The organism is Massilia sp. Leaf139, assembly GCF_001424165.1.
Lineage (GTDB): Bacteria > Pseudomonadota > Gammaproteobacteria > Burkholderiales > Burkholderiaceae_D > Telluria.
In genome coordinates, this window is sequence record NZ_LMOJ01000024.1 from 423,767 (window position 1) to 445,191 (window position 21,425).

The 21,425-nt window shown below is 67.1% G+C and carries 16 protein-coding genes; 5 read left to right on the plus strand and 11 right to left on the minus strand.

The window, feature by feature from the left end; all coding sequences use genetic code 11:
- Positions 1-45: 45 nt before the first annotated feature.
- From ASF77_RS17695 to ASF77_RS17710, 4 genes are all read right to left on the minus strand, one after another.
- Positions 46-1,596 (minus strand): CocE/NonD family hydrolase, encoded by a 1,551-nt coding sequence (locus tag ASF77_RS17695; RefSeq protein WP_056342180.1) that lies wholly within the window; start codon positions 1,594-1,596, stop codon positions 46-48.
- Positions 1,597-1,721: 125 nt separating this feature from the next.
- On the minus strand, positions 1,722-3,998 hold the full coding sequence (locus ASF77_RS17700; RefSeq protein WP_056342183.1) for a choice-of-anchor I family protein: 2,277 nt from the start codon (positions 3,996-3,998) through the stop codon (positions 1,722-1,724).
- Positions 3,999-4,061: 63 nt separating this feature from the next.
- A complete protein-coding gene (locus ASF77_RS17705; RefSeq protein WP_229445476.1) occupies positions 4,062-4,460 on the minus strand; it encodes an ASCH domain-containing protein in 399 nt (132 codons plus the stop codon).
- Positions 4,457-6,649: an ATP-binding protein gene (locus ASF77_RS17710; RefSeq protein WP_056342188.1), complete on the minus strand. Its 2,193-nt coding sequence runs from the start codon at positions 6,647-6,649 to the stop codon at positions 4,457-4,459. The genes ASF77_RS17705 and ASF77_RS17710 overlap by 4 nt, the downstream gene beginning before the upstream one ends.
- A 111-nt stretch (positions 6,650-6,760) precedes the next feature.
- Here ASF77_RS17710 and ASF77_RS17715 point away from each other — a divergent pair, with 111 nt between their 5' ends.
- Positions 6,761-7,507 carry an SDR family oxidoreductase gene (locus tag ASF77_RS17715; RefSeq protein ID WP_056342191.1) on the plus strand — a complete coding sequence of 249 codons (747 nt, stop codon included), beginning with the start codon at positions 6,761-6,763 and terminating at the stop codon, positions 7,505-7,507.
- A 191-nt stretch (positions 7,508-7,698) separates the two neighbouring features.
- Here the strand turns inward: ASF77_RS17715 and ASF77_RS17720 are convergent, their stop codons facing one another.
- The 4 genes from ASF77_RS17720 to pgi all read right to left on the minus strand — a co-directional run bounded on the left by ASF77_RS17720 (position 7,699) and on the right by pgi (position 12,925).
- Entirely contained in the window at positions 7,699-8,553 is an 855-nt protein-coding gene (locus ASF77_RS17720; RefSeq protein ID WP_056342194.1) for an SIS domain-containing protein, read from the minus strand.
- Between the two features lie 3 nt (positions 8,554-8,556).
- Positions 8,557-10,032: a glucose-6-phosphate dehydrogenase gene (zwf, locus tag ASF77_RS17725; RefSeq protein WP_056342197.1), complete on the minus strand. Its 1,476-nt coding sequence runs from the start codon at positions 10,030-10,032 to the stop codon at positions 8,557-8,559.
- Between the two features lie 329 nt (positions 10,033-10,361).
- Complete coding sequence (locus ASF77_RS17730; protein ID WP_082493869.1) at positions 10,362-11,219, minus strand: SMP-30/gluconolactonase/LRE family protein; 858 nt, start codon at positions 11,217-11,219, stop codon at positions 10,362-10,364.
- A gap of 62 nt (positions 11,220-11,281) precedes the next feature.
- On the minus strand, positions 11,282-12,925 hold the full coding sequence (pgi, locus tag ASF77_RS17735) for a glucose-6-phosphate isomerase (protein ID WP_056342201.1): 1,644 nt from the start codon (positions 12,923-12,925) through the stop codon (positions 11,282-11,284).
- Positions 12,926-13,255: 330 nt separating this feature from the next.
- Between pgi and edd the strand changes: the two genes are divergently transcribed.
- On the plus strand, positions 13,256-15,175 hold the full coding sequence (gene edd / locus ASF77_RS17740) for a phosphogluconate dehydratase (protein WP_056342204.1): 1,920 nt from the start codon (positions 13,256-13,258) through the stop codon (positions 15,173-15,175).
- Between the two features lie 22 nt (positions 15,176-15,197).
- Positions 15,198-15,818: a bifunctional 4-hydroxy-2-oxoglutarate aldolase/2-dehydro-3-deoxy-phosphogluconate aldolase gene (gene eda, locus ASF77_RS17745; protein WP_200934203.1), complete on the plus strand. Its 621-nt coding sequence runs from the start codon at positions 15,198-15,200 to the stop codon at positions 15,816-15,818.
- Between the two features lie 38 nt (positions 15,819-15,856).
- Here eda and ASF77_RS17750 read toward each other — a convergent pair whose 3' ends face one another.
- Positions 15,857-16,894, minus strand: a complete 1,038-nt coding sequence (locus tag ASF77_RS17750) for a S41 family peptidase (protein WP_082493856.1) — start codon at positions 16,892-16,894, stop codon at positions 15,857-15,859.
- A gap of 325 nt (positions 16,895-17,219) precedes the next feature.
- On the opposite strand from ASF77_RS17750, the gene ASF77_RS17755 reads away from it, so the two are divergent.
- Positions 17,220-17,732: a hypothetical protein gene (locus tag ASF77_RS17755; RefSeq protein WP_056342210.1), complete on the plus strand. Its 513-nt coding sequence runs from the start codon at positions 17,220-17,222 to the stop codon at positions 17,730-17,732.
- Between the two features lie 178 nt (positions 17,733-17,910).
- Positions 17,911-18,381 carry a hypothetical protein gene (locus tag ASF77_RS17760; RefSeq protein ID WP_056342213.1) on the plus strand — a complete coding sequence of 157 codons (471 nt, stop codon included), beginning with the start codon at positions 17,911-17,913 and terminating at the stop codon, positions 18,379-18,381.
- Here the strand turns inward: ASF77_RS17760 and ASF77_RS17765 are convergent.
- The gene (locus ASF77_RS17765) at positions 18,378-20,390 is read right to left on the minus strand and encodes a serine/threonine-protein kinase (protein ID WP_056342215.1); all 2,013 of its coding nucleotides are present in this window, start codon (positions 20,388-20,390) and stop codon (positions 18,378-18,380) included. The two genes, ASF77_RS17760 and ASF77_RS17765, sit on opposite strands and share 4 nt — an antisense overlap.
- A 17-nt stretch (positions 20,391-20,407) precedes the next feature.
- Positions 20,408-21,418 (minus strand): porin, encoded by a 1,011-nt coding sequence (locus tag ASF77_RS17770; protein ID WP_056342218.1) that lies wholly within the window; start codon positions 21,416-21,418, stop codon positions 20,408-20,410.
- Positions 21,419-21,425: the final 7 nt, after the last annotated feature.

The following is a 21,425-nucleotide window of genomic DNA, read 5'->3' on the forward strand; positions in this document are numbered from 1 at the left end:
CGGCCGCCTGCTTGTGCGCGGAAAGCTGCGCGCCCGGCCTGCGGACTAAGGCGCCGGCGAAAGCATGCCTAGACGCTGCTGCGCGTTCGCGTTCTTCGGATCGAGCTTCAGCGCGCGCCGATAGTGCTCGATGGCAGCGGCCTTGTCGCCGGCCTGGTCGTAACTGTCGGCCAGGCTGTCGAAGGCGTTGCCGCTTTGCGGGTGGAGCAAGGTGGCGAGCTTGAAGATCTGAATCGCCTTCTGCTGCTCGCCGACGCGCAGCAGCTGGTAACCCCATTCGTTCAGCTCTTTCTCGGACAGGGCAAACGCGGCGTCGCGCTCGCGCAGCGCTTGAAAAGCGGCGTGCGCGTGCTCGAAACCGCGCTTGGCCAGTTCCACCGCCAGTTCCTGCCGGCCCGCCGGTAGCGGCAGCGCGGAGCGCGCCTCCATCGTGACCGCGTAGGCCGGAATGCCGTGGCTGGCCGGCGCCGCGTTCAGCCAGGTCTTGGCGGCGCGATCGTCCTTCAGGTAGGCGTCGAGGAAGCGCAGCACATAATCGGCCATCCAGCCGTGGGCGCGGTTCACTTCGGCGCGCGGGTACTGGTCGAACATCTTGTCGGGCGCGAAGCGCAGGTAAGTCGACGAGAACGCGAAATGCGCCATGGGGTACATCGTCAGCTTGTAGACGTCGGCATGCTTCATATCGTCGAGGAAGCTCGACGCCGGCTTGCCGCGCTTGGCCAGCTGCTCGATCGAGGGCGGGCGACCGGCCACATACAGGAGCGGCGCGGTCACCGTCAACGGCGTCACGTAGTTGGCGGCGGCCACCAGTTCCGGGTACGCGCGCACCGAGCCGTCGAGCGCGACCAGCGCCTTGATGCGGCGATCGCGGGCCGCGGCCAGCACGTTCGCGAATCCGCCCCAGCTATAGCCGGCGACGGCGACCTGGCGCGTGTCGGCCTGCGCCAGCGTGTGCGCATAGCCGATCAGGAAGGCGATGTCCGCCGCCTGCGTTTGTGCGCCTTCGAGGTCGGCGGGCATCTCGCGCCCGCGCGTGCCCATGCTCGGGCTGGCGATGACGATGTAGCCGTGGCTGGCCAGGAACTCGCACAGATCCGCGTTCTCGGCCGCCGGTGCGCTGATGCTGGGCGCGTAGATCACGACCGGGAATTTACCATTGGCGGCGCCGGCGTCGTGCCGTGCGCGCATCGGGTTCGGCAGCGCCGCCCGTCCCTGCTCGGGGCCCGAGACGGCGATGTAGTCGGCGCGGACAATCCCGTCCGCGATCGCCGCCACCTGCGCCGCGTTGCGGCCGAAATCGTCTTCGCTGCCGATCAGGCGCAGGTAGTCGCCGTAGACCATGGCTGGAGCGGTGGATGCCGTGGCCGGATACCAGACCAGCGTCTGCACCGGCCGCGCCAGCTCGGAATTGCGCTTGCCGGTCGCCGGATCGATCTCGCCGCGGTAGGCGCGCGCCTGGTCGTATTGGTGGATGGCCTTGAAACCGACGGGGAAGGCGCCGGGCGCATTCGGAAAAACGAAGGAATGCGCAAAGCGAGGCGCGGCCTGGGCGACGGCGGCCGCGAAAAAGAGGAGGAACGTGACGAGAATGCGCATGCTGGCTCCGGTTGGTGGTTCGAGCATGCACGATAAACTAACTAGACATTATTGTCTATATGCTTCGCCATGTGCGGCGAAGCCCCCGGCGCCGGGTGCACCGAGGGCTCCGAGGCACAGGGTCTTCAGCGCAGGGAGATCTCGAACATCGAGGTCGTTCCGCTGATCTCGTTGGCCACCACCAGCATCGGTTTTCCGGTCGGCGACTTGGCGGCCGGGATCACGATCAGGCCTTCGGGGCCGCGGTCGCCGCCGTTGACGATGCCGTTGTCGCCGTTCGCATTCTTGACCACGGTGCCGGCACCGGCGCGGGTGTTGATGTAGGTGACGAAGCTCGGCGCGGCGGCTGTCGTCACGTCGTACACCATCACGCCGCCGACCCGTTCCAGCCCGATGAAGGCGAAGGTCTTCTTGCCGAAGCGCTGCAGCACCACGCTTTCCGGTTCCGGCCCCTTGTTCGGACTGCGGGCGTCGAGCGCGTCGGCCTCGTCGTGGCCGGTGTTGAACGGGAAGTCGAAGCCGGGCGTGCCCGCCAGTTGCGCCGTCGTGCGTTCAAAGGCATCGCCCGAATCGTAGACGCGTGCGCCGGTGGCGGCATTCCAGATCGAGAACGAGCGGCCGCCGAAGGCATACAGCTCGGTGCACTGGCCTGCGCCGTTCTTGCCGGTGCTGCCCCCGTTCGGCGTCGTGGTGATGCGCAGGCGGCCCAGGTTCGAGTCGCGCGTCAGGTTGGCCAGGTCGCCGCCGAAGCGCGCCGGATCCAGGCCCAGGGTGCCGCAGTAATCGCGTACGCGGGTCTCCTCGTTGAAGCCGGGCCAGTCGGCGCGGGCGTCGCCTTCGTTGGCGGTGACGAGATAGGTCACGCCGCCCACGGTGTAGTTGGCGACGCCGTCCGGCAGGTACATGCCCTTGACCGGCACCGGCCCGATTTTCACGAGGGCCGAGCCGCTGTTGGTATTCGTGCCGCCGTCCTCGTTGCTGACGTCCATGCCGAAGCCGGCCAGGCTGTGATCCTTGTAGCCGAGCGGGCGGATCGCATCGACCTTCGCGCCGCCGATGTCGACCACGGCGATCGCATTGTTTTCCTGCAGCGTCACGTATGCGGTCTTGCTGTCGGCGCTGACCGTCACGTACTCCGGTTCCAGATCCTGCGCCACGCTGGCGCCGGGGCCGTAGATGCGCACGCCGGCCGCGCGCAGGCTGTCGGCCTGGCCGTTGAAGGCGGCGAAGCCGGCGCGGCGCTCGACCGGGTTGCGGATGTCGGTCACGTCGATGATGCTGACCGAGCCTTCGGGATCGATCGAGTCAGCCAGACCGTAGCTGTTCGGCTCCCCCTCGTTGGCGACGATCACGTGCTTGCCGTCGGGTGTAAAGGTCAGCATGTCGGGCAGGGCGCCGACCGTCACCTGCGACAGGGTGGCGAGATCGCCCGCATTCACGAAGACCACGCGGCCATTGGCCGTCTTCGGACTGCCCTGGATCGCCAGCGCCACGACGCCGTCGCGTACCGAAACGCTGTTGACGCCGCCCAGGCCGATGCCGAAGGCTTCGGTGCGCAAGGTGCCCACCTGCGCCGGATTGCGCGGATCGGCAATGTTCCATACTTCGACGGTGCCGGTGCCCGAGCCGTTGACCACGAACAGGCGCTTGGTCGACGCGTCGTAGGCCGGGATCTCGTGGGTGTCGACCAGCTTGCCGTCGACCAGGTCGCCGCCGAAGCCGCCGATCCGGGACAGGCTCAGGCTGGCCGGCGTCGCTTCGATCACGGGCAGCTTCGCCGCCGCCAGCGCCAGCGCCTCGCCGAAGCTGGTGCCGCTATCGAGCAGGCTGGCCTGCAGCCTGACCAGCAGCTGGTCGACCGCATCGTCGCTGCGCGCGGCAAAGGCGGTGGCGACCGGATCGAAGCCGGCCGGCAGCGCGACCGATGGCGGCAGCTGCGCCGCCAGGCGGCCCGTGGCTGCGCGGGCGGCCGCGGCGTCGACCTCGTTCAGGCCGCGCGGATCGGCTTTTACGCGCGCATACCAGGCCGCCGGTTCCTGGCCAGTCATGACGGCCGTCTGCAGGCTGCTCAGGGTGGTGACGTTGGCCACGCCCGGCGCGGTCGCCACCGCATACAAGTGTTGGGTGTTCTCGGCGCCGCCCACGCGTCCGCCGCTCACCTCGATCGCGCACGGCAGGGTGAGCGCAAGCGCACGCGGAACCGACCAGGAGCCGTCGGCGGCCGTGGTGACCGCGGCCGGCGTTCCGGCCACGCATTGCAGCGCGACGCTGGCGCCGGCCAGCGGCGCGCCGATTGCGGCGACGCCATGCAGTTCATGTCCCACGACCGGATCGCTGCCGCCGCCGCAGCCCTGCAACACCAATACCGCCGCGGCCGCGGCCGCCCCTCTGAATGCCCCCATCGATGCTCTCCCTGGAAAAGGAAAGCATTGTAGGAAAGGCAAATGACAGGATCGTGACGAGGCTCAGACAGGTTCGGGGGCGGCCGACACCAGCTCGAAATACAGGGTCACGAATTCGAAGCCGTCGTGCAGGTCGAGGTGGGGCAGGCAGCGGATATGCACCTCGCGGAACTCCTGCGCGCTGGCGAAGGTTTCGCCGCGCCAGACGTCTTCCGGAATCGCGCCGAAGCGGACGATGCGCACCTCGCGCGCGCGGATCGTGCAGCGCAAACGGCCGCGCAAGTCGTACACGTCGATGATGTCGCCCGCCACGTAGCCGCCGTCGCCCAGTTCGCCATAGCCCTTGTGGTAGTCCTCGACCGTATCGGCGGTGACGGTCTTGCGCCCGGCAATCACGGCGCGCACCAGGCTGTCGTCGTTTTCGTCGGCGCCGTAGAAGGTGAGCTTCTTATGCCGCGTCACCCCTTGATTCCTTCCGTCTCGGCCACGGCGCGCGCCAGGTCGTCCAGCGAGGCCGGCTTGGTGAGATGCAGGTCGAAGCCGGCGCCGGCGGCGCGCTCGACGTCGGACTTCTGGCCGTAGCCGGTCAGCGCCACCAGCCGCGGTGCGGCGCCGCCCGTTTGCATGTTGCGGATCGCCGCGGCCAGCGCGTAGCCGTCCATGTCGGGCAAGCCGATGTCGAGGATCGCGACGGCGGGCATGTGACGCCGCACGGCGGTGAGCGCATCGGCCGCGCTGTGCGCGACCTGCACCTCGTGACCGAACTGCTCCAGCACCAGTGCCGTCGTCGCGGCGGCGTCGACGTTGTCGTCGACGACGAGCACGCGGCGCGCGCCGGGCAGCGCGGCCGCTGCGGGCTCCGGCGCGGCGTCCTGCGCGGCGGCCAGCGGCAGCTCCACCGTGAAGCAGCTGCCGGTGCCCGGCCCGTCGCTGTGGGCCGAGACGCGCCCGCCATGCAGCTCGACGATCCTGCGCACGATCGCCAGGCCCAAACCGAGGCCGCCGGTGACGCGCGCGGCCTGTTGCGGCGCCTGGTAGAAGGGTTCGAACACGCGCGCCAGCAGCTCGCGGTCCATGCCGATGCCGTCGTCGCAGACGACGAGGCGCGCCGTGCCGGCATCGGCGCCGAGGGTGATGCGCGTGCTGCCGTTGCCGAAGCGCTCGGCGTTCGACAGCAGGTTGTTCAGTACTTGCGCCAGGCGGCTTTCGTCGCCCTGCACCCAGACCGCATCCGGCGCCGCCAGGGCCAGCGGCGCGCCGGGGCGGCTGGTGACGACATGGCGCACCAGCTCGGCCAGGTTCAGCGGGCGCAGTTCGAGCTGCATCTTGCCCGAGGTGATGCGCGAGACGTCGAGCAGGTCGTCGACCAGGCGCCGCAGGTGATTCACCTGGCGCCGCATGATCGTGCGTTCGCGCAGGCTGGCGCCGTCGGCGCGCAGATCCATCAGGTCGAGCGAGGCGACGATCGGGCTCAGGGGATTGCGCAGCTCGTGGCCGAGCACGGCCAGGAATTCGTCCTTCACCAGACTGGCGTCGCGGCTGGCGGCCAGCGCCTCTTCGAGCGAGGCGAGCAGCTTCGAGCGTTCGGCCTCGAAGGCGGCATGCTGCCTGCCGGCGGCGCTCAGGGCCTGGCCCATCAGGTCGAGTTCGCGGATGCGCGAGGGCGCGATGTCGACCCGCTTGCCCGCGCCCAGCGCCGCGGCGCCGCGCTGCAGGTTGGCGAAGCTTTTCGCGATGCGGTTCGAGAGCAGCGTCGCCAGGCCGATGCAGGCCAGCAGCGAAGCGCCCAGGCCCCAGCCATACAGGGTGATGCCCTTCAGCGAAGCGGCGCCGATGGCCGGCTTGGGCACGCCCACCGCCACCGTCCAGCCATGGCGCGAGACCCGCGTGAAGGCGCTGGTGATGCGGTCGCCTTCGTAGTTGACGTTGCTGCCGACGCCTTCGGGCGCATCGCCGCGCATGAGTTCCGTCAGAGCGGGGCCGACCGGGCCGGTCACCCGTTTGTCGTGGTCTTTCGAGCGCGCCACGATGGCGCCGAAAGCGTCGATGACGGCAATGACCGAATCGGCGGGCACGCCCTGGCGCTTGACGACGCCGAGGATGCGGTCGGGCTTGATGACGGCGGTGAGGGCGTACAGGCGGCCGGCGTCGTCGCGGATCGGCACGCGTACCGGAAAGGCGACGCGCCCGCGCTGGCCGCGCGCCACGCGCCCGACCAGGGGGCGCTGCACCGCCAGCAGCTGGCGCAGGCTTTCGGGATCGTTGACGCGCCCGCCAGGCGCGCCGAAGGGGTCGGTGGTGCGAAACAGGATGTTGCCGGCGCCGTCGGTGAGGATGATCGCCAGCCATTCCGGCTGCGCCTTCACCTGGTCGAGCGCGATGGCGTAGAAGGCGCGCAGGTCGCCCGCGGCCAGCGCCGGCGCGCGCGCCAGGCTGGCCAGGGTGGCGATCGAGCCGTCGAGTTCCGCGTCCACGGCGCTCGACAGCGCGCGCGCCTGGTCCAGCATGGCGCGATCGCGCTCGCGTTGCTGATACTGGCTGGTCGTGTGCACCGACCACAGGCCGAGCACGGCCAGCGGCAGCAGGCCGATCCCGCTGAGCAGGATGAGCAGTCGACGCAGCGACAAGGTGAAACCGGTGGGCGACCGCATGGCGTGGGCTTTTGGTAAAAAAACATTATATGTTGAAAGCTCGACGATGGCTTCTTTCCGCATCCGCAGTGCTATGCTGAGCCAGGGTTTCACCCCCATCGAAAGGCGGCCATGACACAGACAATCCTCATCACCGGCGGCGGACGCGGCATCGGCGCCGCCTGCGCCCACCTGGCGGCGCGCCAGGGCTACCAGGTCTGCATCGGTTACCGCAGCGACGACGAAGCGGCCTCGAACCTGGTGCGCGCCATCGGGGACGCGGGCGGTACCGCGCTGGCCATTCGCGCCGACGTGGCCGACGAACAGGAGGTCGAGCGCCTGTTCGCCGAAGTCGATGCGCGCTGTGGGCCGCTCGACGCCCTCGTCAACAATGCAGGCGTACTGGCGCGCCAGATGCGGGTGGACGAGATGGACGCGGCGCGCATCCGCCGCATTCTCGACACCAACGTGGTCGGCGCCTTCCTGTGCGCGCGCGAAGCGGTGCGGCGCATGTCGACGCGCCACGGCGGCCGCGGCGGCGCCATCGTCAACGTCTCCTCGCGCGCAGCCGTCCTCGGTTCGGCCGGCGAGTATGTCGACTACGCCGCGTCGAAAGCCGCGCTCGACACCCTGACGATCGGCCTGGCGAAGGAAGTGGCGGGCGAGGGCATCCGCGTCAACGGCGTGCGCCCTGGGCTGATCCACACGACCATGCATGCCGATGGCGGCGAGTCGGGACGGGTGGCGCGCCTGCAATCGTCGGTGCCGATGGGGCGCGGCGGCGAACCGGAAGAGGTGGCGCGCGCGGTACTGTGGCTGCTGTCGGATCAGGCCTCGTACACGACGGGGAGCTTCATCGAGGTGTCGGGTGGGCGCTGAACGATGATTGCATCGCGCTGCCCATATTTTGTAGGGTGGGCGCCCAGTGCCCACGCGGATACATAGCACCGTGTTAGCTTGGTTTTACGAAAGACACGGCCAACTCGATGCAGGCGTCACGCGTGGACACGGGGCGCCCGGTGAAACCGTGGGCGATGCCATTGGCATCGCCCACCCCTACGGCCTGGGCATCAGCCGATAAACGAATCGAACTGCATATCGAACTCCTGCAACGCCTTTTGCGCGTTCTGCATCTTCTTGCGGAACTCCGGCCCGCGCTGCAGGGCCAGGCCGACGGCCAGGACGTCGATCACGACCAGGTAGGCCAGGCGCGCCGAGATCGGCGTGTAGGGGTCGATATTGAAGACCAGGTCGATCGGGATCAGGACGCTCGCCATGTCGGCCAGCGGCGTGCCCGAGGGCGCCAGCACGATCACGTCGGCGCCGCCGCGGCGCGCCAGTTTTGCCGAGCGCACCAGCTGCGGATTGTTTCCCCGCTGCGAGATCGCCACCACGGCGTCGCCTTCGCGCAGCAGGGCCGCCGCGATCGAGTGGATCGCCGGGTCGGCGTAGGCCACCGTCGGCACGCCGGAGCGGAAGAACTTGTGCTGGGCGTCGGCGGCGACGATGCCGGAAGTGCCCTGGCCGTAGAACTCGATCTTGTTCGCGCGCGAGAGGATGTCGAGCGCCTTTTGCACGGACTCCGCGTTCAGGTTGTTGCGCAGGTCGAGCAGGGTGTTGATCGAGCGGCTGCAGATTTTATTGACCAGATCCGCGGCCAGGTCGTCCTGGGCCGGCTGCTCGTTCGCGCTGGGTAATGCCAGGGCCAGGCCCTGCGCCAGCTTGAGCTTGAATTCGTGCCAGCCGTCGTAGCCGAGCGTGCGACAGAAACGCACCACGGTCGGCTCGGACACCTGCGCATTCTTGGCCAGCGCCGTGATGTTCTGGCTGACGGTGGCGCTGGGGGCTTCCAGTACGGCGAGGGCGACCTTGCGCTCGGACTTCGAAAAGGAGTCGAGCTGGGTACGGATCGAGTCGAGCAGCATCGTTTAGTCTTCCGGTAGCGCTTCTTCGCGCCACTGCAGGCCGTCGCGGCCGATCAGGGCCGAGGAAGAAGCCGGGCCCCAGGTGCCCGATGCATAGGGCACCGGCGCCGTGTCGTCCTGCTCCCAGTGATCGAGGATCGGCTCGACCCATTCCCAGGCCGCTTCCAGTTCGTCGCCGCGCATGAACAGGGTCAGCTGGCCGCGCAGGACGTCCAGCAGCAAGCGCTCGTAGGCTTCCATGCGCGGCGCCTTGAACTGCTCGCGGAAATCGAGTTCGAGTTCGGCCTGCTTCAAACGCATGCTGTCGCCCGGCGTTTTCGCCATCAGGTTCAGCGACAGGCCTTCGTCGGGCTGCAGGCGGATCACCAGGCTGTTGGGCTGGAAGCTCGAGGTCGGTTGATTGAAAATCGAATGCGGAATCTGCTTAAAGCGCACCACGATCTCGGCCAGGCGGTCGGCCATGCGTTTACCGGTGCGCAGGTAGAAGGGCACGCCGGCCCAGCGCCAGGTGTCGATCTCGGCCTTCATGGCCACAAACGTCTCGGTCTTCGATTGTTTCGGCGCGTCCGGCTCGTCGCGGTAGCTCGGCACGGCCTGGCCGTCGACGAAACCGGCGCGGTACTGGCCGCGCACGATGTTCTGGCTCAGCGTGGTCGGCGTGAAGCGCTTCAGGGAGCGCAGCACCTGCAGCTTGGCGTCGCGCACGGCGTCCGGAGAAATCGAGGTCGGCGGCTCCATCGCCACGATGCACAGCAGTTGCAGCAGGTGGTTCTGCAGCATGTCGCGCAGCGCGCCCGAGGTGTCGTAGTAGCCAAGTCGGTTGCCGACGCCGATCTTCTCGGCGATGGTGATCTGCACGTCGGAGATCCATTCGCGCCGCCACAGCGGCTCGAACAGCACGTTCCCGAAGCGCAGCGCCAGCAGGTTCTGCACGGTCTCCTTGCCGAGGTAGTGATCGATCCGGTAGATCTGCGATTCGGCGAACACCTTGCCGACATCGGCATTGATCTGCTTGGCCGAATCAAGGTCGCGCCCGAGCGGCTTTTCCAGCACCACGCGCGAGGCGGGCGTGGCCAGGCCGGTGGCGGCCAGGTTGTCGCAGATGCGGGCGAACAGGTGCGGCGGCGTGGCCAGGTAATAGACGCGCGTGATCGCCTCGTCCTGGCGCAGTGTGTCGACCAGCGGCGCATAGGTCTTGACGTCGGTGGCGTCGAGGGCGATGTAGGTGAGCCGCTTCAGGAAGCTGTCCCATTTCTGCGGGTCGACGCTGTCCTGATCCTTGATGTGCTGCTTCGAATGTGTATCGACGAAGTCCAGGAACGCTTCCTGCGAGCTCTCGTCGCGGCCGACGCAGATGATGCGGGCCGTGGCGGGCAGGTCGCTGCAGACATCGCGGGCATACATCGCGGGCAGGAGCTTGCGCATCGCAAGGTCGCCGCTGCCGCCAAAGAGGACGAGGTCAAAGTCAAGAAGGGCCATGGTGTCGGTCGCAAATGGGTTAAAAGCAGTTCATGTAAATTTACTACATAAATATGCTCTTAGCAAGAAACTCTACTACGCATATGGGGTGGGGCGGGATCATGGTGCCACAAGCGGGCTGGATGGGGCGTTCGGGTAATGGGGGCGTAGGGTGGGCGGCTGCACCCCGGACGCATGCGCATCGATGCGTCCGATGCCGCCCACGCGTTCAATCATCCCGTGCGTAGCCGCGGTAGTGCATGTGTGCATTGAACGCGTGGACGGCGCATACGCAGCGTGCTTGCGGCCTGTCGGGTGGAGCCGGCCACCCTACAGGCTGCACGCCGCAATCAGCGCTTGTACTCGGGCTGCACCCGTCCCGCTACATCCACGCGCGTGCACAGCACCTTGCCCGTCAGCGGATACTGCGCCAGCTCCTCGCTTGATCTGCCATGGCTGGCGCTGGTGATGTACAGGGTGCGCAGGTCGGAGCCGCCGAATGCGACTGCCGTCGGGCAGCGCACCGGCAGGGGGATTTCGCGCAACAGTTCGCCCGTGGGCGAGAGCTTCAGCAAGCGGCCGCCCTCGAACATCGCGACCCAGTAGTTACCCTGCGCGTCGACCGCCGCGCCGTCCGGACGCCCGCCGTATTCGGGCGAAGTCTTGTCCGTCGAGAAGCTGAGCAGGGTGCGGCCGTTGGCGACGCTGCCGGCGGCGCCGTCGAAGTCGTAGCGGTCGATCCGGTGGCTGGTGGTATCGGCATGGAACATGGCGCGTCCGTCGAGCGACCAGGCCAGGCCGTTCGAGTTGGTCATGCCGCCCGACCAGGCCAGGCGCAGGCGGTCGCGCTCGAGCACGTACATCTCGGCGGCCGGCTTGTCGCGCGGCTCGTACATGGTGCCGACCCAGAAGCGGCCCTGCGGATCGACCCGGCCGTCATTGAAGCGGGTGATGGCCGTGTCGTAGGGCGCCGGGCAGATGTCGGCGATGGCGCCGCTGGTCGTGTTCAGGCGCACGAAGCCGGTGCGCGTCGCCACCACCAGGTTGTTGTCGTCGTCGGCGGCGATCGCCGACGGTTCCGCGCCCATCTTCCAGCTCGTGAACTTGCCGCTGGCCGGATGCACGCGGTTGACGGTGCGGCCGTTGATGTCGACCCAGTACAGGGCCGATTCCACGTCGTGCCAGAGCGGGCATTCGCCCACCAGCATGGGGGCGTCGTGGACGATGTCGAATTTGAGGTTCTTCATGCCGGTATCGCTGAAGTGGTTCATTACACGGCCGCCTTGGCGCGTGCGATCAGGCCGTTGGTCGAGCTGTCATGCTGCTGCGGACGCGCTTCGCCCGTGAGCTCCGCCTCGACCTGCTTGGCCAGCACCTTGCCCAGCTCGACGCCCCACTGGTCGAAGCTGTTCAGATCCCAGAGCACGCCCTGCACGAAGGTTTTATGCTCGTAGAGCGCGATCAGGGCGCCCAGCGTCGACGGCGTCAGGTATTCCATCAGGATCGTGTTGCTCGGGCGGTTGCCGGGGAAGGTCTTGTGCGGCGCCAGGCGTTCGATGCCCTGCAGCGACAGGCCATCCTTCTGCAGGTCGGCGCGCACCTCGTCGATGGTCTTGCCCTTCATGAAGGCTTCCGACTGGGCGAAGCAGTTCGCCAGCAGCGCGGTGTGGTGGTGCTGCAGCTCGTGCGCCGGGCGCAGGGCGGCGATGAAATCGATCGGCGTCACGTCCGTGCCCTGGTGCAGCAGCTGGAAATAGGCGTGCTGGCCATTGGTGCCCGGCTCGCCCCAGATGGCGGGGCAGGTCGGGGTGTCGACCGGTTCGCCGTCGCGCGTGACGCGCTTGCCGTTGCTCTCCATGTCGAGCTGCTGGAGGTAGGCCGGGAAGCGGTTCAGATCCTGGTGGTAGGGCGCGATCGTGACCGAGGTGCAGCCGAGGAACTGGCGGTTCCAGAAGCCGACCAGGGCCAGCAGCATCGGCATGTTTTCTTCGACCGCCGCCGTGCGGAAGTGCTGATCCATCGCGTGGGCGCCGGCCAGGAAGTCCGAGAAATAGCCGTAGCCGACGGCCAGCGCCACCGGCAGGCCGATCGCCGACCACACCGAATAACGGCCGCCGACCCAGTCCCAGAACGGGAACATGTTGGCCGGATCGATGCCGAATTTTTTGATGGCCTCGACGTTGGTCGACACCGCAACGAAGTGCTTGGCCAGGGCCTCTTCCTGGGCATGGGCCAGGAACCACATGCGCGCCGTGTTCGCGTTCATCATGGTCTCGGCCGTGGTGAAGGTCTTCGAGGCGATGATGAAGAGGGTGGTTTCCGGGTTCAGCTTTTCCAGCGCCGCGTCCATGTCGTGGCCGTCGACGTTCGAGACGAAGTGCATGGTCAGGCTCGGATGGCTGTACTGGCGCAGCGCCAGGCAGACCATCTTCGGGCCGAGGTCGGAGCCGCCGATGCCGATGTTGACGATGTCGCTGATCGGTTTGCCGGTATGGCCGCGCCAGTCGCCGCTGCGCACGGCATCGGTGAAGGTCTTGACGCGGGCCAGCACGGCATGCACGTCGGCCGGCACATCCTGGCCGTCCACCGTCAGGGCCGCGTCGCGCGGGGCGCGCAGGGCGGTGTGCAGGACGGCGCGGTTTTCCGTGTTGTTGATCTTTTCCCCTAGGAACATGGCGTCGCGCCGGGCCTCCACGCCGCGCTCGCGCGCAAGGCTTGCCAGCAGTTCAAGCGTGCGCCCGTCAAGCCGGTTTTTTGAATAGTCTAGGAACAGGCCGGCGGCCTCGATCGACATGCGTTCGAAGCGCTGCGGATCGGCTGCGAACAGCTGCCGCATCTCCCAGTCTTCCGCCTCGACGGCGTGGGTTTCGAGAGCCTGGAAGCTGGCGGTACTGGTGAGTGGCGTAGCGGTCATGTTGAGCGTGCGATGTTGTTTTGGACAGATTATCGAATGATACAGGGAATGCTGCGTAAATTCACTACACGATGAGGCGTGTGCGCGCTTCAGGCTGCGCGTGACGGTGCCGTTGAGCGGGCGGTGATAACGCGTGGGCTCGGGGAGCCCACCCTACGGTGCGCAACCTGTCGGGATGAAAAATAATGTCGTTGGCCGTTATGTACCGTAGGGTGGGCGCCCCGTGCCCACGCGTCAACGCACGTCACTCGGGTCGAAAAACAAACCCCTGCCCAAACAGGATTTCCATTCTGTAGTAAAATTTCAGAATCCAATTTCGAAGGAACGATTATGGCGCTGCACCCCGTAGTTGAACAGGTAACGAACCGGATCATCGAGCGCAGCCGCGTCTCGCGCGCGGCCTATCTCGCGCACCTCGAGGCGGCGCGCATCCAGGGCGTGCAGCGCGGCGCGCTGTCGTGCACCAACCTGGCCCACGGTTTCGCCGCCTTTCCCGCGAACGACAAGCTGAAACTGCGCGAAACGAAGAAGCCCTCGGTGGCGATCGTCTCGTCCTACAACGACATGCTGTCGGCGCACCAGCCCTTCGAATACTTCCCGAAGGTGATCAAGGATGCGGTGCGCGAAGTCGGCGCCGTGGCCCAGTTCGCGGGTGGCGTACCGGCCATGTGCGACGGCGTGACGCAAGGCCAGCCTGGCATGGAACTGTCGCTGTTCTCGCGCGACACCATCGCCATGGCGACCGCCGTGGCGCTCTCGCACAATATGTTCGACGCCGCCCTGTATCTCGGCATCTGCGACAAGATCGTGCCAGGCCTGCTGATCGGCGCGCTCCACTTCGGCCATATCCCGGGCGTGTTCGTGCCGGGCGGCCCGATGACCACCGGGATTTCGAACAAGGAAAAGGCCGCGATCCGCCAGCGCTATGCCAAGGGCGAAGCCACCCGCGAGGAACTGCTGGAGGGCGAATCAGCCTCCTACCACGGCGCCGGCACCTGCACCTTCTACGGCACCGCCAACAGCAACCAGATGCTGATGGAGATGATGGGCCTGCACCTGCCTGGCGCCGCCTTCATCACGCCGGGCACGCCGCTGCGCGACGCCTTGACGCGCGCCTCCTCGCAGCAGGCGGTGGCCATCTCCCAGCAGGGCGGCAACTACATGCCGATCGGGCATATCGTCGACGAGAAGAGCATCGTCAACGCCATCGCCGCGCTGCACGCGACCGGCGGCTCGACCAACCACACGCTGCACCTGGTGGCGATCGCGCGCGCGGCCGGCATCGTCATCGACTGGAACGACTTCGACGAACTGTCGAAAGTCGTGCCGCTGCTGACCCGCATCTACCCGAACGGCGACGCCGACGTGAACCACTTCCAGGCCGCCGGCGGCCCGGGCTTCGTCATCCGCGAGCTGTTGGATGCCGGCCTGGCGCACGAGGACGTCAACACCATCCTCGGCCACGGCCTGCGCAAGCACTGCAAGGAGCCTTTCCTGGACGAGAACGGCAATGCCGTCTTCCGCGACGTGCCGGCGCAATCGGGCGACGAATCGGTGCTGCGTCCTCACACCAATCCGTTCAGCAGCAACGGCGGCATGGTGCTGGTGCAGGGTAACCTCGGCCGCGCGGTGATGAAGGTCTCGGCGGTGAAGATCGAACACCAGACCGTGGAAGCGCCGGCGCTGACCTTCAATTCGCAGGAAGACTTCATGCACGCCTATAAGGCGGGTCACCTGAACCGCGACTTTGTGGCCGTGATCCGCTTCCAGGGCCCGCGCGCCAACGGCATGCCGGAACTGCATGCGCTCACGCCCGCGCTGTCGAACCTGCAGGACGCCGGCCACCGCGTGGCGATGGTGACGGACGGCCGCATGTCTGGCGCGTCGGGCAAGGTGCCGGCGGCGATCCACGTCTCGCCCGAGATCCTGGCCGGCGGCCCGCTGGGCCGCGTGCGCGACGGCGACATCATCCGCGTCTGCGCCGCCACGGGCGCGCTCGAAGCGCTGGTGCCAAGCGAAGTGTGGGAAGCGCGCAAGCAGGTCACGGCCGACATCTCGTCCAGCCACATCGGCATGGGCCGCGAGCTGTTCGCCATGTTCCGCGCCGGCAGCAGCGCGGCGGAAGAGGGCGCGGCCACCTTCCCGCTGCCCTCGCCGAAGCAAACCACCGTACCGCTGCATGAGGGCGCCGACAGCGGCGAGATCATGCCCGGCTCCGACGAAGACTTCCTGTTCAGGACACAGAAGTAGGATGATGACCAAGATGACTACCATGACCGTACTCGACATTATGCGCTCGGCGAGCGTGATTCCCGTGATCGCCATCGACGACCCGGCGCACGCCGTGCCGCTGGCCAAAGCCCTGGTTGCCGGCGGCATCCGCGTGCTGGAGGTGACCCTGCGCACCGCGCACGGGCTGCAGGCGATCCGCGACATGGCGCAGGTGGAAGGCGCCATCGTCGGTGTCGGCACCCTGACGCAAGGCGAGGAATTCGCCGCCGCGCGCGATGCTGGCGCCGTGTTCGGCGTTTCGCCCGGCCTCACCCCCAGCCTGATCGAAGCGGCTAAGAAAAGCGGCCTGCCGCTGCTGCCGGGCGTGATGACGCCCTCGGAAGTGATGGCCGCGCGCGAAGCCGGCTTCAAACAGTTAAAACTGTTTCCAGCGGTGCCGGCGGGCGGCGTCGGCATGCTCAACGCAATCGCCGGCCCGCTGCCGGACGTGACCTTCTGCCCGACCGGCGGCATCTCGATCGACACCGCGCCCGCCTTCCTCGCCTGCAAGAACGTGGCCTGCGTCGGCGGCTCCTGGCTCACACCCAAGGATGCAATCGCGGCCGGCGACTGGAACCGTATCACCGAGCTGGCGAAAGCGGCGGCGGCGCTGCGCCGGTAAAAACGACGAGAAGCGCCGCATCCAGCGCCGCGACGCCGTCAATGTCCCACGGCGCCGGGCGCAGCGCTGCCTTGCAGGCGACGCTGCAGCAGATCCCTGGCCACTGCGAGCGCATTGTCCGGCGTCGCTGCGACATCCGGGATCACGCCCACGCCCTCCCAGTTGGTTTTTGTGATGGGACTGATGGTGCGCCGGCTGGGTATCGTGGCAAAGAAATGCTCGCCAAGGCGATACGGGCGCGCGGCGTGGGCGCCGCCCCAGGTGCGCTCGCCGATCACCGTAGCGCGCTTTAACGTTTGCATCGTGTAGGCGAATGCTTCGGCGGCGGACTTCGTCTCGGGGCCTGCCAGGATGAAAACCGGCTTCTTGCCGCCATAGCGTTTGCCGTCGAGCTTCTCCTGCGTCCAGTACTGCGTGGTGGTGTTGGTCGAGCGCTCCCAGGTGTCGTTGAGGCGGGTGCGCTCGTCGAAGAAATAGCTGATCAGTAGCGCCACCGAGTCGCCCCCGCCGCCGCCGTTGTTGCGCAGGTCGATGATGAGACCCTCGGTGTCGGCGAGTTCGTTCATCGCCGCCGCGTACTTGTCGGAGACGAGAAACGCCGGCGCGAACGAGGAAATCTGCAGGTAGCCGATAGCGGGGCTCAGGCGATCGACCTTTTCGACGCCCAGGTTCGATGCGCGCACCCGTTCCAGCACCTCGGGCGGCGCCCGTTTTTCCCACTCCGCCCGTGTCTGGGGTGGCGGTGGCATCGACTCCTCGGACGGCACCGGACGTGGGCTGAAATTTACCGACAGATGCTTGTCCTGGATAACGCCCTCGATATCGTCCGACAGTTGTTTGGCCAGCTGCTTGCCGTCCGTAATGCCGTCGTATTTGCCTTCGCGCTGGCGCTGGCGCAGCACTGCCTCGGCTTGCTTGGCCTTGTCCGGAAATACATAGTTGGCATTCAACTTCGCAACCAGAGTGTCGATGACCTCCAATTGGCTTGCGCGATTGAGCTCCGGCGGCGGGGCGGCGATTGCATTTGTCAGGGTCAGCATCAGCAAAGACACTACGACAAGCCATTTTTTGTTCATTTTTTCCTCTTGATTTGGCACGTGGGTTTGAAACTGAATGTGTCGATCAGAAACGATTACGGAATCGATGAGGCAATGAGTCGGAATAAGGATAGCATAATGAATACCATGCAATAGCAATTTTTATTGCGTGGAGAATGTCAGGGAGCGCGGATGAGAGCGACTTTCATTCGACGCCGCACCCGAGGCGCGATTACAGCGTGTTCGAGCAATCCCCATTAAGATTGCCGGGTCTTCAATTTTTGTAAAAACAGGGATGACTGTCGTACCCCTTCGTCGCCGGCATACCCAGCCTTGGCGCCCCCTCACCGTCGGCGAAATCGCCATGGCCGCGCTGCTGTTTCGCGATGCCATCGATTATTCGCGTGTGCGCATTCACAGGCGGCGCTACATGCCGTTCCAGCCGAAGAACTGCGCGATGACGCCGAACGGCAGCATGTACTTCCACCATTCCTGCTTCCTCGACGATTATTCCCAGGCGAACCTCGGCGGCCAGCACTGGTTCATGCACGAGATGGTGCACGTCTGGCAGCACCAGCTCGGCTACCCGGTGCGCCTGCGCGGGGCGGTGCGCATCGGCCTGCCGTATCACTACGATTTATACGAAGGCGCGACGCTCGCCGACTACAACATGGAAGCGCAGGGCGACCTGCTGGCCGACTACTTCGTCCTCAAATTCCTGAAGCGGCCCGAGGCGATGCGCCAGCGCCGCTATCAAAACGAGCTCGCCCTGTACGAGCGCGTGCTGGCCGGTTTCCTGGCCAATCCGGCCGACCGCCACAACCTGCATCGCGGCCTGGCACGCCAGCTGGCATGCCTCCAACTACGCCGCACCTGAAGCGCGAAGAATGTAGGGTGGGCAGGTTTCCTGCCCACGCGTTCAAGCGCCCACCGCACGGTGGGAAAGCGTCGTCATTCCGCACACCCACCCGCCGCATTTGACATTCCTCAATGCTGCTGCACGGCAACATAATAGGCTTGTTTCCCGGCCTACCTTCCTGTTTTCCGATCCCACCATGAAGCTGCTTCCGACCCTGTTCCTCACCGTCCTTCTGATGCCGGACATCGCGGCGGCGCGGCGCATGGGTGCGGCCGAGGTGCGCACCGGGAAGAACGACCTGCCGTGCTTCACCATCGCGGAACGCGAGGAACGCGGCGGCGGCCCCGATTTTCAATCGGTGATCGTCACTTCAGGCGAACGGGTGATGTGGCGCATGGCGATGCCGCCCCAGCGCACCTTTCCGCTTGCCTTCAGCATGTGCATCCCCTACGGCGGCCGCGTGCAGGCGCTGCCGCAAACGCCGGCCGGCCCCTTGGCCAGCGGCGTCGTGTACACGGTGCGCATCGAGGTTCGGCCCGGCAAGAACGCCGCCATGCCGCTGCACTACGGCGCGCGCTTTTGCCTCCTGCCCCGGCCGGACGGCAGCGGCGCCATTCGCCTGATCGGTGCGGGCGACCGCCCGGCTTCCGTCTGCCGCAGCCGCTAGTTGCACTTCAGGGTCTTCATCCGGTCGATCAGTTCCTGGCTGGACTCGCCCAGCGACATGCGCACGAGAATCCGCTCGCATTCGGGATCGGCCTTGGCCTTGGCGGGTGCCGGTTTGCTGCGTTCTGGGCTGTTCTGCGGCCTTGCGTGCTCGGACTTGCGCGTAGCGCCGGCCGGCGGCGCAGGAGCCGGCCTGGCCACCACGGCTGCTTCAACCGTCGTCTCGACCGCCGCGGCGCCGTAGGCCGCGACGCAGGGCGCACGCTCGGGCGCGCAGGCCGGAATGTCCCAAGGCAGCTTGGCCCCGGGGCGCCATGTCCAGGTACCGCCCTCGGCGTTCCAGCCCTGAGCGCCCGGGTTGAGCGGCTGGCGCGCGATGATCAGTACGAGCTTCCATGCGCCGGGTTTTAGTTCGTCAGGCAAATCGAGCGTGCCTTTCGCCTGGGTGCGCAGCGGCGTCTCGGGGGCCGGCGACAGCAGCCTGAGTGGTTCATCGAGGCCGTCGCGCAGGCCGATCAGGTAGGCACGTCCTGGCTCGCCGGACGTGTAGCGCAAACGGCGTGCCGCGCCCGCATTCTTTTCTTCCAGGCCGGCGCTGACACCGAGGGCGGGATCCCTGCTGACCAGGAGCAGCGCCAGCGCGTCCGCGGCCGACTGCGGAACGGGGACGGCTTGTGCCGGGGAGGGCGCAGGCGGCGATGCTGGCGGCGCGGATGGCACGCTGGCAGGGCGCTCGGCGACGACAGGCGCGGGCGGCGGCGCATCGCCACCGGACTGGAAGAACCACACGCCGCCCGCTGCGGCAGCCAGCAGCGCAGCCCCGATCATCGCCGCCAGCGGGTGCTTACGCGGCTTTTGCAGCGGCGGCGCCTGCTCGGTCGGCGGCAAGGGCGGGACGACGGTCTGCGCCTGTTCCACGCGCGCCGGCGCAGTCGGCGTCGGCGGCGTGCCCGTCAGGCCTTGCGCACCCGTGCGCGGCACCATGACGACGGTCGCATCGGCATCCGACCATCGAAACGGCGCGGCCGTCCTGCGCACGGTGGAGGGCCCCAGTCCCAGGTCGCCGCGCAGGGCCTCGATCGACTGCGTGCGCGCCTCCGGCAGCACGGCCAGCGCGCGGTCGATGGCGGCGGCGAAGGCGCGGCTGTATTGCGCCGGCGCGCATTCGGCCAGCGGCACATAGCTGTCGCGGATCATGCGGCTGGTGGCCGCCGGCGGGGTGTTGCCAGTGACCGCCCAGTACACCACCGAGGCCAGCGCATAGACGTCCGTCCACGGCCCCTGTTCCATGCCGGGGATCTCGCCGTACTGCTCGACCGGCGCGTAGCCGGCTTTGAGGATGATGGTCAGCGCGTGCGCCTGGCCCGCGATCACGCGCCGCGCCGCGCCGAAGTCGAGCAGCAGCGGCGAGCGGGTGTCGTCGAGGATCAGGATGTTATCGGGCGCGATGTCGCGGTGATAGCACTGCACCGAATGCAGCTCCATCAATGCTTCGGTCAGGGGCGCGAGCAGGTCGAGCAGCCAGGCTTCGTCCGGCGGCCCGGAAAAGGCGCGCACCGTCTCGCCGAGGGTCTTGCCGCGGTAGTAGGGCATGACCATGTAAGCGGTGCCGTTCGCTTCCCAGAAGCGGTGCACCTCGACCAGGGACGGGCTGTGGAATTGCGCCAGCAGCTTGGCTTCGTTGACGAAGCTGTTCAGGCCGACCTGGAAGGTCTCGCGGTGCCGTTCGGAGAGGGGACTGACCTGGGTCTGGCTTTTGCGCGAGGCGAACGAGGCGGGCATGTACTCCTTGAGCGCGACCACGCGGTCGAGCGAATGATCCCAGGCCAGGTAGACGATGCCGAAGCCGCCCTTGCCGATGATGCCCGTGATCTCGAATTCGCTCACGCGGCTACCGAGCGGCAGGGAGTGGTCGTCCCAGTCCTCGGCGGAAGCGGCTGCGCCAGGGCGTGTCTGCACGCTCGGACGTGTCAGCGCATGGATCTCGGCGATTTTCTTGGGATCGGTCACAAGGGCGGCGGCCTCTCTCAGAAGCGGTAGCGCACGCCGGCCGCGAGCGACACGCCCTTCGTCTGGTTGCGCACGCGGTCGTCCATGCCGACGACGTAGACATCGGTCTTGCTGTCGTAGTGGTAGAGGTAGGCGGCGCTCACCGAGGTGTGCTTGCGCTCGACCGCCACGCCCTCGGTCGTGGCGCGCCCGGCCTGGGCCTGCAGCGTACCCGGCCCGACCGGAATCGCCACGCCGCCAGAGGACAGCTTGCTGTTCACCTCCAGTCCGCGGTCGCGGGTGCGGGTAAACAGCCCGAACACGCGCACGATGCCGAAGTTGTAGGTGGCGCCGGCCTGCCAGGTGTCCTCGCTGACCGGATCGATGATGCCGTCGTTACGGCGCACGCGCTGCGCCGACAGCGCGGCCCCGAACAACCCCTTCGAGACGATCAGGCTCGCCGCTGCGCGGTGGCCGCGCGCGTCGTTCTGGCCCTGGCTGTACATCAGGTTGGCGGTGACGCCTTCCCAGTTCGGGGTGCTGTAGCTGACGGCGCGGTTCCAGTAGAAGTCGCCCTGCACGCCTTCCAGGTTCCCCGCGGCGAAGACATGGCGGATCGCGGGGGAGAAGGCCACCGAATTGCCCAGCGCGTTGAAGCGCGCCGTGGCGTCGAACAAGTAAGTCTGCAAACGCCCGACCCGCACGCTGCCGTACTTGCTGCTCACCGAGACGAAGGCATTGCGCGAAAAGAAGGGATCGTTGCCGCTGCGCCCGAGGCTCCAGTCCTGGAAGCGGACGAACGATTCGACCGTCGCGCCGACACTGTACCCGCCCTCCAGGCCGTATTTCGCGTTCAGGCCGACGAAGCTGGCGGTCAGCGAATTGCTGTTGAAGCGGTGCTCGCGATAGAAGCCGCTCGGCTCGAAGCGGCCGTACGACAAGTCCAGCACGCCCTGGGTCGACAGCTCCGCTTGCGCCTGCGCGCCTGAAGCGACAAGGGAAAGCAGGCCGGCGATCAGGCTGTGTCTGGACGGTCGTGTGTGCATCATGAAGGAT

Bases quoted from the DNA above. Each gene is read 5' to 3' on its own strand.
- ASF77_RS17695 (WP_056342180.1), bottom strand. From the start codon at position 1,596: ATGCGCATTCTCGTCACGTTCCTCCTCTTTTTCGCGGCCGCCGTCGCC.
- ASF77_RS17700 (WP_056342183.1), bottom strand. From the start codon at position 3,998: ATGGGGGCATTCAGAGGGGCGGCCGCGGCCGCGGCGGTATTGGTGTTG.
- ASF77_RS17710 (WP_056342188.1), bottom strand. From the start codon at position 6,649: ATGCGGTCGCCCACCGGTTTCACCTTGTCGCTGCGTCGACTGCTCATC.
- ASF77_RS17715 (WP_056342191.1), top strand. From the start codon at position 6,761: ATGACACAGACAATCCTCATCACCGGCGGCGGACGCGGCATCGGCGCC.
- ASF77_RS17720 (WP_056342194.1), bottom strand. From the start codon at position 8,553: ATGCTGCTCGACTCGATCCGTACCCAGCTCGACTCCTTTTCGAAGTCC.
- zwf (WP_056342197.1), bottom strand. From the start codon at position 10,032: ATGGCCCTTCTTGACTTTGACCTCGTCCTCTTTGGCGGCAGCGGCGAC.
- ASF77_RS17730 (WP_082493869.1), bottom strand. From the start codon at position 11,219: ATGCTGGTGGGCGAATGCCCGCTCTGGCACGACGTGGAATCGGCCCTG.
- pgi (WP_056342201.1), bottom strand. From the start codon at position 12,925: ATGACCGCTACGCCACTCACCAGTACCGCCAGCTTCCAGGCTCTCGAA.
- edd (WP_056342204.1), top strand. From the start codon at position 13,256: ATGGCGCTGCACCCCGTAGTTGAACAGGTAACGAACCGGATCATCGAG.
- eda (WP_200934203.1), top strand. From the start codon at position 15,198: ATGACCGTACTCGACATTATGCGCTCGGCGAGCGTGATTCCCGTGATC.
- ASF77_RS17750 (WP_082493856.1), bottom strand. From the start codon at position 16,894: ATGAACAAAAAATGGCTTGTCGTAGTGTCTTTGCTGATGCTGACCCTG.
- ASF77_RS17755 (WP_056342210.1), top strand. From the start codon at position 17,220: ATGGCCGCGCTGCTGTTTCGCGATGCCATCGATTATTCGCGTGTGCGC.
- ASF77_RS17760 (WP_056342213.1), top strand. From the start codon at position 17,911: ATGAAGCTGCTTCCGACCCTGTTCCTCACCGTCCTTCTGATGCCGGAC.
- ASF77_RS17770 (WP_056342218.1), bottom strand. From the start codon at position 21,418: ATGATGCACACACGACCGTCCAGACACAGCCTGATCGCCGGCCTGCTT.